This is a genomic window from Enterococcus sp. DIV1767, assembly GCF_050542585.1.
Classification (GTDB): domain Bacteria; phylum Bacillota; class Bacilli; order Lactobacillales; family Enterococcaceae; genus Enterococcus_D; species Enterococcus_D innesii.
The window spans coordinates 1,891,413-1,904,995 of the sequence record NZ_CP172936.1; the positions used below are offsets into that span (position 1 = coordinate 1,891,413).

Annotated in this window: 11 protein-coding genes; 2 read left to right on the plus strand and 9 right to left on the minus strand. The window is 42.3% G+C overall.

The window, feature by feature from the left end; genetic code table 11:
• Nucleotides 1-5: 5 nt before the first annotated feature.
• From hrcA to IGI78_RS09100, 3 genes are all read right to left on the minus strand, one after another.
• Nucleotides 6-1,049 (minus strand): heat-inducible transcriptional repressor HrcA, encoded by a 1,044-nt coding sequence (gene hrcA, locus IGI78_RS09090; RefSeq protein WP_081118616.1) that lies wholly within the window; start codon nt 1,047-1,049, stop codon nt 6-8.
• A gap of 182 nt (nt 1,050-1,231) precedes the next feature.
• Nucleotides 1,232-2,422, minus strand: coding sequence for a radical SAM family heme chaperone HemW (gene hemW, locus IGI78_RS09095; RefSeq protein ID WP_081118617.1), 1,191 nt, complete (start codon nt 2,420-2,422; stop codon nt 1,232-1,234).
• 440 nt (nt 2,423-2,862) lie between these two features.
• Nucleotides 2,863-3,510, minus strand: a complete 648-nt coding sequence (locus IGI78_RS09100; protein ID WP_081118618.1) for a hypothetical protein — start codon at nt 3,508-3,510, stop codon at nt 2,863-2,865.
• A gap of 162 nt (nt 3,511-3,672) precedes the next feature.
• Between IGI78_RS09100 and IGI78_RS09105 the strand changes: the two genes are divergently transcribed.
• On the plus strand, nt 3,673-4,494 hold the full coding sequence (locus IGI78_RS09105) for an aldo/keto reductase (protein WP_077454427.1): 822 nt from the start codon (nt 3,673-3,675) through the stop codon (nt 4,492-4,494).
• Between the two features lie 137 nt (nt 4,495-4,631).
• On the opposite strand, the gene iadA is transcribed toward IGI78_RS09105, so the two are convergent.
• The 4 genes from iadA to truB form a co-directional block, all read right to left on the minus strand.
• Nucleotides 4,632-5,816, minus strand: a complete 1,185-nt coding sequence (gene iadA, locus IGI78_RS09110; protein WP_081118619.1) for a beta-aspartyl-peptidase — start codon at nt 5,814-5,816, stop codon at nt 4,632-4,634.
• A gap of 30 nt (nt 5,817-5,846) precedes the next feature.
• Nucleotides 5,847-7,538 (minus strand): putative basic amino acid antiporter YfcC, encoded by a 1,692-nt coding sequence (gene yfcC / locus IGI78_RS09115; RefSeq protein WP_170920139.1) that lies wholly within the window; start codon nt 7,536-7,538, stop codon nt 5,847-5,849.
• A gap of 239 nt (nt 7,539-7,777) precedes the next feature.
• Nucleotides 7,778-8,731, minus strand: coding sequence for a riboflavin biosynthesis protein RibF (ribF, locus tag IGI78_RS09120; protein WP_081118621.1), 954 nt, complete (start codon nt 8,729-8,731; stop codon nt 7,778-7,780).
• A 2-nt stretch (nt 8,732-8,733) separates the two neighbouring features.
• Nucleotides 8,734-9,660 (minus strand): tRNA pseudouridine(55) synthase TruB, encoded by a 927-nt coding sequence (gene truB, locus IGI78_RS09125; protein ID WP_081118622.1) that lies wholly within the window; start codon nt 9,658-9,660, stop codon nt 8,734-8,736.
• 122 nt (nt 9,661-9,782) lie between these two features.
• On the opposite strand from truB, the gene IGI78_RS09130 reads away from it, so the two are divergent.
• Entirely contained in the window at nt 9,783-10,361 is a 579-nt protein-coding gene (locus IGI78_RS09130) for a phosphatase PAP2 family protein (protein WP_081118623.1), read from the plus strand.
• A 50-nt stretch (nt 10,362-10,411) separates the two neighbouring features.
• Here the strand turns inward: IGI78_RS09130 and rbfA are convergent, their stop codons facing one another.
• Together rbfA and infB are read right to left on the minus strand one after the other, a co-directional pair.
• Nucleotides 10,412-10,762, minus strand: coding sequence for a 30S ribosome-binding factor RbfA (gene rbfA / locus IGI78_RS09135; protein WP_077454432.1), 351 nt, complete (start codon nt 10,760-10,762; stop codon nt 10,412-10,414).
• Between the two features lie 32 nt (nt 10,763-10,794).
• Complete coding sequence (gene infB / locus IGI78_RS09140; RefSeq protein WP_288362126.1) at nt 10,795-13,581, minus strand: translation initiation factor IF-2; 2,787 nt, start codon at nt 13,579-13,581, stop codon at nt 10,795-10,797.
• Between the last annotated feature and the right edge of the window lie 2 nt (nt 13,582-13,583).

Sequence of the window (13,583 nt, forward strand, 5' to 3'; positions counted from 1 at the left end):
GCCGCTTATTCATTGGCAGCGTCTAATGCGCGATAATAATCGGCCAATTTTTTTGCTAACTCGCCTCGAAAAACTTCCATCAGTCCAAACATCCGTGAATACGGCATACTTGATGGACCTAATAAAGCGATCGTTCCTTGTCCATGACCTTCGATTTCATAGCTGGCTTGGATCAAACTCATATTTTGTAACAAGTCATTGCCAAGCTCAGAGCCGATTCTGATTTGAATCGCAGAATCTCTTGGCGCCAGCAGCTGTGTCAGCTGATCTGCGTTTTTCATAAATGAATACATCGATTTGAACTGACTAACATCTTGCGTCGGTTCAAAATCCAGAAGATTCATTCGCCCGCCGACGAAGATTTTTTCTTCAAAAATATGGCTCAGCATCGTATCAAAGAGATCAACGATTCCGTCAGTCGTTTGAAAATACTTATGCAGAATCATCGGAATCTCGGTTCTTAATCGATTGTAGACCGTCATTAGAGGTTCACCGATCAATTTGTCGTTGATGATCCTTACCATTTTTTCCAAATCTTCGCTACTCATCGATTCAGGAAGGGTAAAGACTTGATTTTCGACATTCCCTTTATCCGTCACGATGATCGCGATGATCTGTCGTGCATTCAAAGGGACGATTCGAAAGCCCGTCAATTTCCTTTCCTTCATATCTGGCCCGAGAGACAACGCTGTATAGCTAGTCAAGTTGGACAAGATCGTGGCAGACTGCTGGATGATTTCATTGATTTCATGAAAATCTTTTCCAAAAGAATGACGAATGGTTTGAATTTCGTTTTGGTCAACTTCAGATGGCTTCAATAAGTGATCAACGTAATAGCGATACCCTTTTATTGATGGCACACGCCCTGAAGATGAATGTGTCTTTAATAGAAGTCCAGCTTCTTCCAGCGCCTTCATCTCATTACGAATGGTGGCAGAGCTAGCTTCAACCCCATCTTCCATCAATCGCTTCGAGCCCGTGGGCTGACCAGTATTCGTATAGTTTTGGATGATGAGGTGTAAAATCATTTGTTGTCTAGGTGTCAACATTTTATCCACTCCTCCGTTAGCACTCATTCCTATTAAGTGCTAACACGATTATAAATATACCATATTTGCTAGGAATGTCAAGTATTTGCATCACTTTTTTAGCACTCTTTCTAAGAGAGTGCTAAAAAAAGAAAGCAAAAAAGAAGCAGCGCGAAATGGCTACTTCTCTTCCTTGTTCTTTCTTATTTTTCTCCATCCAAGAGAAATGCTTCAAACACTTCGTTGCCAATGAACATCCCAGATTTCGTTAAAAAGACACGATCACCTTGACTAGCCAACCAGCCTTTTTGAATCAACTGTTCGCTAGTTGAACCATAGATTTCCTGAAAAGACTTCCCGAATTTTTCTGCAAAGCGTATTTTTGAAATGCCAGCCTTTTTACGGAGGCCTAAAAAAAGTTCCTCTTCCATTTGATTGCTGGTTGTCAATTCTTCGATTTCGTGGATTGGCAACTGATTTTCCTGCAATGGTTTCAAATAATGCTGGATCGGTCCTTTATTCTTGTAGCGAGACTGTCCAAGATAACCACTAGCGCCTGCCCCAAAGCCAAAATAATGTTCATTGTTCCAATACACTAGATTGTGCAAGGACTCATACCCTGGTCGGGCAAAATTACTGATTTCATATTGGGTCAAGCCAGCTTTGTTCATCGCGGCGATTGCTTCGTCAAACATCTGTGTTTCCGCTTCTTGAGAAGGCAACGCCATTCTTCCTTGGCGAACCCAGTTCATAAACATGGTTTTGTTTTCTAAGATTAAGGAATACATGGCATAATGAGGCAACCCGAGATCAATCGCTCGCGTCAGCGTATCACGGAAGCTTTCAATGCTTTGTCCCGGAAGTGCATAAATCAAATCGATCGTCACATTCTGAAAATCATGTTTTTCTAGCAGTTGGATGGTTGAATAAACATCTTCAGCAGTATGCTTGCGACCAATTTTTTTTAGCAAGCGATTATCAAAGGTCTGGACCCCCATAGACAATCGATTGACTTGGTGGTTTTTCAACACCAGCATTTTGTCTTCGCTCAAATCACCAGGATTTGCTTCCACTGTAAACTCTTTCGTTGTGTGAGTCGGCAATAATTCGTGTACGCCTGACAGCAATCGATCCAGCTGGCTTGCCGAAAGCGACGTTGGCGTCCCACCGCCAATGTAAATCGTTTCCGCTTCGCTGACTGGCTGGTGGAAAAGAGTCAACTCAATTTCCTTCAACAGTGCTTCGATGTATTCATCTACTGGCTGGCCTTCTAAAAACACTTTGTTGAAGTCACAGTAGTAGCAAATATGTTCACAGAAAGGTATATGTAGATACGCGGAAATATTTCCTGCGCTTTTTGTAGATGGATCATTTATTGTTTGACCTTCAAGCATTACTAAGTGATTCTCCTCTATCTTCTTTTTCACTCGCATTGCTGAGAGTATCGGCACTTATTGTAGCACAGATCTGTGAATTCTCCTATCACTTGAAATAGCAATAAGCAAAAAAACACCACTTCAAGAAAGTGATGTTTCAGAACAATCATAGAAAAAACCAAGAGGACTACTCCTATTAAGTACGGTAAACTACCGTTTTTGTTCTTATGGCAAACAGAAAAATTACGGTCTGCTACAAGAACTAACACTTCCCCCAAATTGTTAGCGCCACAAAAGATAAGCTGTTGTCGGCGGCTTACTGAATAAGAGTAGCTCTCTTCTTGAAAGACAATCGCTTGCCTTATCTGACTCTAGTATACCTTGATTTAAAAATTAAGTCCTATCATCTTTTTCATCAGTCTATGAAAACAGTGAGGAATGTAAGGACGCTTGATCGATTAAAAAACATGAAGCAAGATGTCGATCAAGTAACGGATCAACCGATAGGCGATAAATAAGAAAAAAATATTTCCTAGCAAAAATTGAAAAACATTTCCGATAGATCCTTTAAAGGAGCGAAAACTGAAATACCGGGACCAACGACTGAACCCATTTTGGCGATTTCGCTTTAATCGATACGCTTCATCATACTTCATCTCTAAGAGATCATAATAAAAGATCATTAGGGGTTGTTGCACAAAAAACACTTTCTTATACCCTGCCATCAGCGTGTACTGCTTATTATTGGAAGGAAAGTTGCGATTGCCGTTTTTCTTCACGCGCATCGTTGTTCCATCCTTCATGTGGAATGCATAATGATCCTCGAATTCTGTCAGTTGATAAATTTTCGGCACCTGATTTTCTTCTTCGAAAGCAAGTACGACCTCACTCGCTCGCTGATAAAGTGAAACTAACCATGCCATCATCCCTAGCAAAATAACCAACAAAATGATATTTAAAAGCAAACTTTCTTGTAACAAAAATAGGTAACCTAAGATAATCAAAATCGCCACGCCAAGAGCAATCATTCTTCTACGGAAATAACTACGATACATCAACTCAAAAGAGCGCCGATAGTAGGCAAAATCTTCTTTTACAAAATCCATTCTTACCACATCTTTCCAGGTTGAGGTTGCTGCTACTGTATCAAAGATCCCTTTGAAAGTCAATTTACCGAAAAAGTTTCAGCGTCAGATTTGTATCAAATAAGAAAACGTTTTATAATAAAAGATGTAACTAAAAAAAGCGACGAAAGTAGGTTGAAATACGTGATATTACAAGAAACATTTACTTTGCAGAACAAACTGACGATTCCTAAGATCGGCCTTGGGACCTGGCAATCTTCGCCAGAAGATGCTTACAATGCAACAAAATTTGCCATCCAAGATGGTTATCGACATGTCGATACAGCTGCTGCTTATAAAAATGAAGAAGCAGTTGGGAAAGCTGTCCGCGATTCAGGCGTTGCTCGTGAAGAGATTTTTGTTACCACGAAAGTACCTGCTGAGTTAAAGACCTACCAAGAAGCGGTTGATAGCATTGATGCTTCTCTAAAAAAACTTGACTTAGGGTATATCGATTTGATTTTGATCCATGCCCCTCGTCCTTGGAAAATCATGGGAAACAATCCAGAAAACAAAGATTTTTATCTGGAAAACATCGATGTTTGGAAAGCATTAGAAGAAGCCTACTTAAGTGGAAAAGTAAAATCGATCGGTGTTTCCAACTTCGATCAAAAAGATTTGCAAAATATTTTTGATCATTGCGATGTGAAACCAATGGTCAATCAGTTTATTTACCATATTGGCCGCACAAATGAAGAATTATTGGCATTTTGCAAAGAGCACGAAATTTTAGTGGAAGGCTATTCACCAATCGCTACTGGTCGTTTACTAGACAACGATGCGGTCAAAACGATTGCGGAAGCCTATGGAAAATCGATTCCACAGCTTTCTATTCGTTACCTACTACAAAAAGATATTTTGCCATTGCCAAAATCAGTTCATGAAGAATACATTTCAGATAATGCCAAAGTTGACTTTGAAATTTCTGAAGAAGACATGAAAAAATTAGATGAGCTGCAAGCATAAGAATTCTTGCATTTAAGTGAAAAAGCAGCCCGATCAAGTCCAGCAAATGCTGGTCATAGATCGGGCTGTTTTTTTTGTCTTTTACAACTCTGTTTAGAAAAACAACCGACTCTTAGTCTGCCAGAATTGGCTTCTTTTTACGCTAGTTGCTCAAAGGTACCCCATACTTTCACTTCTTGTTTTTCTACCATCGTTTTGCCTTTTGCTAGAACTGTTTCTACAGCGAATGATTCTTTGTTCAGCAAGCAAATATCAGCATCCATCCCTGCTGCAAGGCGCCCCTTTTGATCAAGCTTCAATACTTTCGCTGGATTGGAAGTGATTGCACGAATGGCGATCTCCAATGGAATCTGCTCTTTTTGGACTGCTTCTTTAATGCCTACCATCAGCGCTCGCGAACTGCCGACACCCAGACCTATGAATTGATTGTTTTCATCAAAGTAAGGGAGACTGCCTTGCCCATCAGAGGTCATGGTAAATTGATCTAGCCCGATCCCTTCTGCTAACAAACGTTTCAATCCTTTACTGAAGCGAACCTCATCGTCTTCTTTTTCCCAGAAATCAGGATCTTCACTCGCCGTAAAATCGATCGTTCCACCCATTTTTGCAAAAGCAATACTCGCTTCGAAAAGCTCACTGGTCCGATTGGCATGTGTAGGTAAAAATTGGCTGATTGGAATCTCTGTCTCTTCGATGGTTCGTAAAAGCAGCTCATATTTTTTCTTTCCTCCACCTAAGTGGACGTTTACGATGCCTGCTTTTCCAGAAAGCATCCCACCGACACGAGCATCCGCAACCGCGCGGGTAAATTCTTCGAAACTTGGTTGTGAAGAACGATGGTCAGAAACGGCTATTTCACCGATACCAATAATTTTATCGATAGTCAAAAAATCTTGGATGATGGAATCCGTGACAGGCGTCAATGGCAATCGATAAGAACCGTCATACAAGTAAGTCGTGATGCCTTCCGCCTCTAGTCCACGGGCCTTACTGATCAAGGCAGTCATATCTCTGCCTACTCCGTCAGTACCTAAACAGCCAACCACTGTCGTTACCCCCGCAGAGGTCAGCTGAGACAATTTCACTTCAGGTGTCCGGTTTTGAAAACCACCTTCCCCGCCACCTCCTAAGATATGAAAGTGACAGTCAATAAAACCGGGCACAGCAAGCAACCCTCTGCCATCGATTTCTTCAAGAGCAACGCCTGAGAATCCTCCTTGAATCGAATCTTGAATGGCAATAATCTTGTCTTCATTTAATAAAATATCTTTTTTTCCTAAATAGTCAGGAGCGTAAACTTCCGCTTGTCGTATCACCTTCATGAGTGCTTCCTCCTTGTGCCTAATTACTTCTTATTGCAAGCCGATCGCGACCGCAATAAAGATGAAGATCGTTCCTAATACAAATAAGAACCCTTGCATTTTGATCTGGAATTTCGCCCATTTCGCCCATTCGATTCTTGCGACACCTAGGACACCGATCAGACTTGCCGATACTGGCGTGAAGGCATCCATAAAGCCTGAGCCCAATTGGTAAGCCAAGACAGCGATCTGTCTAGATACACCCAAAAGATCGGCTAACGGTGCCATGATCGGCATGGTTAATGCAGCCTGACCTGAATTTGAAGTCACGATCAAATTGAAGAAACTTTGGAAAATGTACATGAACCAAGCCCCAATAAATGCTGGAACATTGCTTAACAAACCGCCGATGCTATGCAAAATCGTATTCAACGCTGACGGCACGTTGGCATCAGAACCGCCGAGAACCAGAAGAATCCCTTTGGCCATCCCTACAACGATTGCAGTTCCTGCCAATTCTGAGGCACCTGATTGAAAAGCACTCGCCACGTCATTCAAGCCCATATTTTCTAATTTGAAGAGAACTGCTATGATTCCTGCCCCTAAGCCCATAACAAAGAATTGGGAAGCAATCTCAGGAATATAATAGCCTTTTTGTGTCACACCCCAAACGATCCAGATCAAGACTGCTAGCATTTCAACCAAGATCAATTTATGACCTAATAGAAAGGGTTTTTGCTCACTAGAGGTTTTCTCAAGATGATTTCTAAAATATGCATCCGATTGATAGGTTAGTGACTTCTCCGGATTCTTGCGGATTCTTTCGGCATAGATCATGAGGTATGCTGCAGATAATGCGGTAACCACGACCCACATGATGATTCGGAACGTTGCCCCTGAAAGAACCGGAATACCTGCGATCCCTTGAGCCACTGCCACACTAAATGGACTCATCCAGGAGGTGGCATTCCCAATCTGGGAGGCGACATAAGTGACAGTGACCGCCACGATCGAATCATACCCTAATGCGATCACGAAAGGTACCATGACCATCGAAAACGGAATGACTTCTTCTGCCATCCCAAAAGTAGCACCCCCGAATGAAAAAGCAAAGAACAATAACGGCAATGCCAAACGTTCTAATCCACGGGTTTTGCTGATAAACGCAAAGATCCCTGCATCGATCGCTCCGGTTTGCATGATAATACCAAATGCACCCCCGACCACTAAGATCAGCGCTGCGATCCCAACTGCTGATCCATATTTATCGCCAGAAACCAACCCTTCAAAAACAAAATTTAAAAAGCCGAAACCGTTAAAGTCATCAGTTCCCCAAACCTTGGCTGTTTTATGCAGTTTTTCAGAAGTATCATAAATTTTTTCCCCGTAAAGACTGTAAAGCGTATCATCGGTTAGTCCCACCTCATCTAATTGACTCTGGGATATCTCTTTAGGACCTTCAGCCAGAACAGCTGCTAAAGCCTCAGGATCGACATCTAATTCTTCCAGCTCTTGTGGATCGTCTTCCAATTGATTCAACTGTTGATAGACGTATTCGTTATCTAACGGGTAGGCATAACGAAACGAATCTTGCATTAAGACCGTTCTGGTACTGATTTCCCCATTTGCATCGGTATACTCGATTTCTTGTGTACTAAATTTCCCAGCGGGAACTATGAAAGTCAGCAACCATGCCAACAGCACAACCCCAAAGATGATGACATACGTATGCGGCGTTTTCATTTTGGTTAAATCTTTCTTTTCTTTCCCCTTTTTTGCTTTTTTTCCAATTGTCACTTTTTCTCTCCCTTTCCCTTTGCAGCGTACTGCATAAATTATCATTTTAGCCTATTTTTTAGTATATCGAAAAAACGTTTTTTCCTCATGGGGAAAGCATTAGAATTCAAATAAACTACGTTATAAAAAGAGAGAAAAAGAAAAAGTGAAAAGAAGCCAGAAACGCTTCTTTTCACTACGAATGATTAGTTTTCTTCTGAAAGGCCATCAAAATAAGCTTCAGTGTCTCGTTCGTCTTGCTTTAATTGTTCAATCAATGCTTGCGCACCATTGAAAGCCACTTGATCACGCAAGAAATGATGCCAGCGGATTGCCACAGTTTCCCCATAAATATCTTGGTGAAAATCGAGAATATAGATTTCAACTGTTAACTGGCGCCCTTGACCAAAGGTGTCATTGTGACCAATCGATCCCATCGATGGATACCACTTGTCACCGACTTTGATTTCCGTCACATAGACACCTTCTTTTGGCAACCGAACAGTGCTCTTCACTTTGATATTCGCGGTTGGAAACCCAAGTTCTCGTCCTCTAGCATCACCGTGAACGACGGTTCCTTCAAATTCATAAATATACCCTAACAAGCGATTGACTTGCGCCATATCGCCATTTTGTAGCGCAGAGCGAATGCGTGTGGAGCTAACCTTTTCTTCATCAAACGATTCTTGCGCGACAGTCACAACTTCAAAACGTCCTTCTGCATAGGTTGGCAACAGCGCCATGTTGGCAATTTCCTTCTTGCCATAGGTATAGTCAAAACCTGCAACAACAACTTTTGCATGCAGTCCGATCATATATTCATCTACAAATACTTGCGGTGCCAAATTTGCAAAAGCAGAAGTAAATTCAATGATATAAAGAATGTCTACCCCAAGTTGTTCCATATGCGCTTCTTTTTGAGCCAAACTGGTCAGGTATTGCATTTTTTCAGGATCGACTTTTTGAAACACGATCGAGGGATGTTGATTAAAGGTCATCAACGCCAATTTTAATCCTTTTTCCTCTGCAATCTTGCGCCCTGTTTCAATGACTTTCTGATGGCCTAGATGCACGCCATCGAAAAAGCCTAAAACTAAGACGATCTCCTCTTCAGGAATCGTTGCGTGATCATAAGGGTGTCTCATTTCAATGATTTCCATGTTCATTCTCCTATTTCTGTACGGATGACTTTTACCGGTTTCATCATATCGTGGTATTTGTCATGAGCTTTATAAATACTAATTAATTGTTCTTGATAGAAAATCGCCACTAACTCTTCTGGGCGCTCTTGTAATCCAAATGCACGAAATGGCAAACGCATGCCATTTTTTACTTTCTGCCAGAGGTCCGCATCGATCGTCACTTGAACAAACTCCGATACCCCGTATTCTAAAGGTAGTAGTAGTTCCGAAACACGTTGTTCATCGACTGCCTTTTGAACCTCTGCAATCGTGTAAGATTCTTCTTTAGAAAAACCACCGCTTTTTAGGCGAGTCAAATCAGACATATGCGCGGGTACACCCAGCAATTTCCCTGTGTCGACCGCTAATGTGCGAACATAAGTCCCTTTTCCACAAGAAACTTCAAAACGCCAGCTTTGCGTATTGTCCTCATGAGTAACCGGCTCTGAAATTCGTTTAAAGGAATAAATTTCGGCTTTGCGTTGTGGCCGCTCGACGGTTTCATTGTTGCGGGCATATTCGTAAAGTCGTTTGCCATTGACTTTGACCGCCGAATACATCGGGGGTACTTGGGTAATCGTACCCGTCAACTGTTTCATTGCCTGATCGATCTCTTCCTTCGTAAACGGACGAGTTAGTGCTTGTTGTTCAACGATATCCCCCGACCGATCTTCTGTAGTGGTACTGAACCCCAAGGTGATTTCCCCGGTGTAGACTTTTCCAGAATCAACCAAGTATTCAACGATCTTCGTTCCTTTTCCGATACAAATGGGCAAGACACCATCCACGTCAGGATCTAGTGTGCCGCTGTGCCCAATCTTTTTTGTCTTTAATATTTTTCGTAATTTAAACACGCAGTCGTGACTAGTTTGTCCACGCTCTTTCCATAATGGTAAAATCCCGTCCATCGTATTCCTCCATTTCACTTCAACTTGCTTATTATAACATATAAAAAAAAATCATTGCACGACAAAATCCTTTTCGCACCTTCTCATTACATGATAAACTAAGCATATAAGGAGGTCCTAAAATGGTTGTTTTAACGATAGGCTCATTTATTGGATTTGCCATTTTTTTGATCATGATTCAGCTCGGCACGATGCAGCGTTGGGAAGAAGCGTTTGCTTTGCAGATCATCCAAAGCCGTACTCCGTCTTTGACGCGCATGATGCACTTTTTTACCAATTTAGGAAAAGCCTTTCCGACAGTTGCGATCGCTTTACTGTTGTTTGCCTTTCCATCATCGCGGGCGGATCTTGCACCAAAAACAGCAGTCAGTATCTTCATAGTATCAGCAGCTGCTTATCTTATCAAACGAATCGTCCGAAGAGATCGGCCGATCGATCATCGTTTGGTTGAAGAAAAGGACCATAGTTTCCCTAGTGCCCATGCTGCCACATCAGCCGCTATGTACGGAACGATTGCTTTGAATCTTGGAATTTTGGTTCCCACAGCAGTCCTTCCGATGACTCTACTGGCAATTTTGTTGAGCTTTATGATTGGCTTTAGCAGAGTCTACTTAGGAATCCATTTTTTAACAGATGTGATTGGCGGTTGGCTTTTGGGGACAGGGGTTGCTGGACTGGTCACTTTACTGATGAATACCTGATGCTCATTTCAAATAAAAAAGAACAGCTTCGATTGGAAGCTGTTCTTTTTTTATTCTTCTGAGTGCAATGAACGAATCATTTCATCAATTTTATTCCCGTATTGTACAGATTCATCCAGTTCAAATTGGATTTCTGGGACTTTATAGAGCGTTAACGCTTGACCTAATTCACGACGAACTAAACCAGTTGCTTTTTCCAGTCCTGCTTGGGCTTTTTGCTTATCTGAAGCTAAGTCCGTTAGAGTGCTGTAAAAAATCGTTGCTTGCTGCAAATCTCCAGTTACTCGTACATCTGTGATCGTCACATCTTGCACGCGAGGATCACGAACTTTTTTACGAAGAATTTGATTGACTTCTTTTAAGATTTCTTGTGCCACTCGGCGATCTCGATAATTAGCCATTCAAAAAGCCTCCTTGTATAGTTGTCATTCCGTTATTTTGTCGGTACTTCTTCCATCACATAGCCTTCGATCACGTCATCAACTTTAAGATCGTTGAATTTCTCGATCATCGCGCCACATTCAAACCCTAGCTTCACTTCTTTGACATCGTCTTTGAAGCGTTTCAAGCTGGCAAGTTTGCCTTCATAGATAACGATACCGTCGCGGATCACGCGGACGCCACTGTCACGGCGAATGCTGCCTTCCGTCACATAGCAACCAGCAATCGTACCCACTTTAGAAACTTTGTATGTTTCACGAACGATCATTTGACCAGTGATTTTTTCTTCGAATTCAGGATCAAGCATCCCTTTCATCGCAGTTTCGATTTCTTCGATCGCTTTGTAGATGATGCGATGCAAACGAATATCGACTTTTTCCGCTTCCGCTTGCTGTTTGGCTTGCGGTGTTGGACGGACGTTAAATCCGATGATGATGGCATTACTTGCCGCTGCTAGCGTTACATCACTTTCATTGATGGCGCCAACGGCTGAATGGACGATGTTTACTCGCACACCTTCCACATCGATTTTCTTCAATGACGCAGCTAATGCTTCAGCTGAACCTTGTACGTCTGCTTTGATGATGACATTTACTTCTTTCAGTTCGCCTTCTTTTAGACTTTCAAACAAGTTATCTAATGTCACACGACTACTTGATGCGCGTTGCTCCATTAAAGCACGTTTTGCCCGTTCTTCCCCTGCTGCCCGAGCTGTTTTCTCGTCTTCAAAAGTAACGAAACGATCACCTGCTTGAGGGACATCGTTCAATCCTGTGATTTCGACAGGTGTAGCAGGTCCTGCTGTTTTATCACGACGACCTAAGTCATTCGTCATTACCCGAACACGACCGAAGGTATTCCCTACAACGATTGGATCACCTACATGAAGCGTTCCTTGTTGAACCAATAGGGTAGCCACAGGTCCTTTTCCTTTATCAAGGCGTGCTTCAATGACGGTACCGATTGCCCGTTGGGTAGGATCAGCTTTCAAATCTTCCACTTCTGCTACTAAAAGAATCATTTCAAGCAATTCTTCAATGTTTTGCCCAAATTTCGCTGAGATTTCAACGAAGATCGTATCGCCACCCCAGGCTTCTGGGATCAACTCATGTTCACTTAATTCTTGCATCACGTGTTGTGGGTTGGCACCTGGCTTATCGATTTTGTTTACTGCAACGATGATCGGCACTTTTGCTGCTTTCGCATGGTTGATTGCTTCCACCGTCTGTGGCATCACACCATCATCAGCTGCGACAACTAAAATCGTGATATCGGTGATACTTGCTCCCCGTGCACGCATACTGGTAAAGGCCGCGTGTCCAGGAGTATCTAAGAAAGTGATTGGTTTGCCATTGATGTCGATTTGGTAAGCCCCAATATGCTGGGTGATTCCTCCAGCTTCACCACTCGTCACTCGTGAATGGCGTAAAGTATCAAGCAAGGTTGTCTTCCCATGGTCAACGTGTCCCATGATCGTCACAACAGGTGGTCGTGACACCAAGTTCTCTTCGACTTGTTCTTCTTCTTCAAAGAATTTATCGATGTCTGCGATATCCACTTGGACTTTTTCTTGTGGTTCAATTCCGTAATCAGTAGCAAGCAGTTCAATCGTATCTTTATCTAAAGGTTGGTTTTGATTGACCATAACCCCCATCATAAAGAGTTTCTTGATGATTTCAGCTGGTTCACGGTAGATTTTTTTCGCGATATCCGCTACGTTCATGCCTTCTGTGTATTCCAATACTTCTGGTAACTCACGGAATTTACGTGCTGGAACTGGCGGTTTCTTTTCCGTCTGCTGACGGCCTTTTTTGCCTTTTTTGTTAAATTTGTTGCGATTGTTATTGTTGAAATTGTTATTGCGTCCACCGTAATTTGACTTGCCGCGGTTTTGATTTCCTCCACGGGAATCATTCGATCCTTGCGTACGGTTATTGTTACGGTCTGCCCCTTGCGTATTTCCTGCAGATTGAGCGGCCGGACGGTTTTGCTGCCCTTGATTGTTCGGACGGTTTTGTTGTCCTTGGTTTGTTGGGCGATTTTGTTGCCCTTGGTTGTTTGGACGGTTTTGCTGTCCTTGGTTTGTTGGGCGATTTTGTTGCCCTTGGTTATTCGGACGATTTTGTTGTCCTTGATTGTTTGGACGGTTTTGTTGCCCTTGGTTATTCGGACGATTTTGTTGTCCTTGATTGTTTGGACGGTTTTGCTGTCCTTGGTTTGTTGGGCGGTTTTGTTGCCCTTGATTATTCGGACGATTTTGTTGTCCTTGGTTTGTTGGGCGATTTTGTTGCCCTTGATTATTCGGACGATTTTGTTGTCCTTGGTTTGTTGGGCGATTTTGTTGCCCTTGATTGTTACGATTCTCTTGGTTATTCACTCGATTATGACTTCCTTGGTTATTTGGTCTGTTACTTCCTTGACTGTTCGTGCGATCTACTTGTCCTTGACCAGCAGGACGGTTATTACTTTGCGCAGTTCGCTGTTGACTTTGATTGTTATGACGGTTTTGGAAGTTAGGATTATTTCTTTGCGTTTTAAATTTCTTTTGTTCTTGTTTTTCCGGCTGGTTGGCTGGTTTCTGATTTGCGGGATTTGAGTTTGCAGATGTTTTACCATTTGGATTGCCGCCTAATGACTGCTGCAATTTCTGCGCCTCTCCATCTGAGATCGCGCCCATATGATTTTTGACATCAAAGCCTAAAGATTGTGCTTTTTCAACAACCTCTTTGCTCGATTTGTTCCATTCTTTTGCAAGTTCATAAATTCTTTTTTTCCCCATGC

What these genes read in the sequence shown, in the direction of transcription:
- hrcA (WP_081118616.1), bottom strand. Translation starts at nt 1,049, where the DNA reads ATGTTGACACCTAGACAACAAATGATTTTACACCTCATCATCCAAAAC.
- hemW (WP_081118617.1), bottom strand. Translation starts at nt 2,422, where the DNA reads ATGCTTGAAGGTCAAACAATAAATGATCCATCTACAAAAAGCGCAGGA.
- IGI78_RS09100 (WP_081118618.1), bottom strand. Translation starts at nt 3,510, where the DNA reads ATGGATTTTGTAAAAGAAGATTTTGCCTACTATCGGCGCTCTTTTGAG.
- iadA (WP_081118619.1), bottom strand. Translation starts at nt 5,816, where the DNA reads ATGAAGGTGATACGACAAGCGGAAGTTTACGCTCCTGACTATTTAGGA.
- yfcC (WP_170920139.1), bottom strand. Translation starts at nt 7,538, where the DNA reads ATGAAAACGCCGCATACGTATGTCATCATCTTTGGGGTTGTGCTGTTG.
- ribF (WP_081118621.1), bottom strand. Translation starts at nt 8,731, where the DNA reads ATGGAAATCATTGAAATGAGACACCCTTATGATCACGCAACGATTCCT.
- truB (WP_081118622.1), bottom strand. Translation starts at nt 9,660, where the DNA reads ATGGACGGGATTTTACCATTATGGAAAGAGCGTGGACAAACTAGTCAC.
- IGI78_RS09130 (WP_081118623.1), top strand. Translation starts at nt 9,783, where the DNA reads ATGGTTGTTTTAACGATAGGCTCATTTATTGGATTTGCCATTTTTTTG.
- rbfA (WP_077454432.1), bottom strand. Translation starts at nt 10,762, where the DNA reads ATGGCTAATTATCGAGATCGCCGAGTGGCACAAGAAATCTTAAAAGAA.
- infB (WP_288362126.1), bottom strand. Translation starts at nt 13,581, where the DNA reads ATGGGGAAAAAAAGAATTTATGAACTTGCAAAAGAATGGAACAAATCG.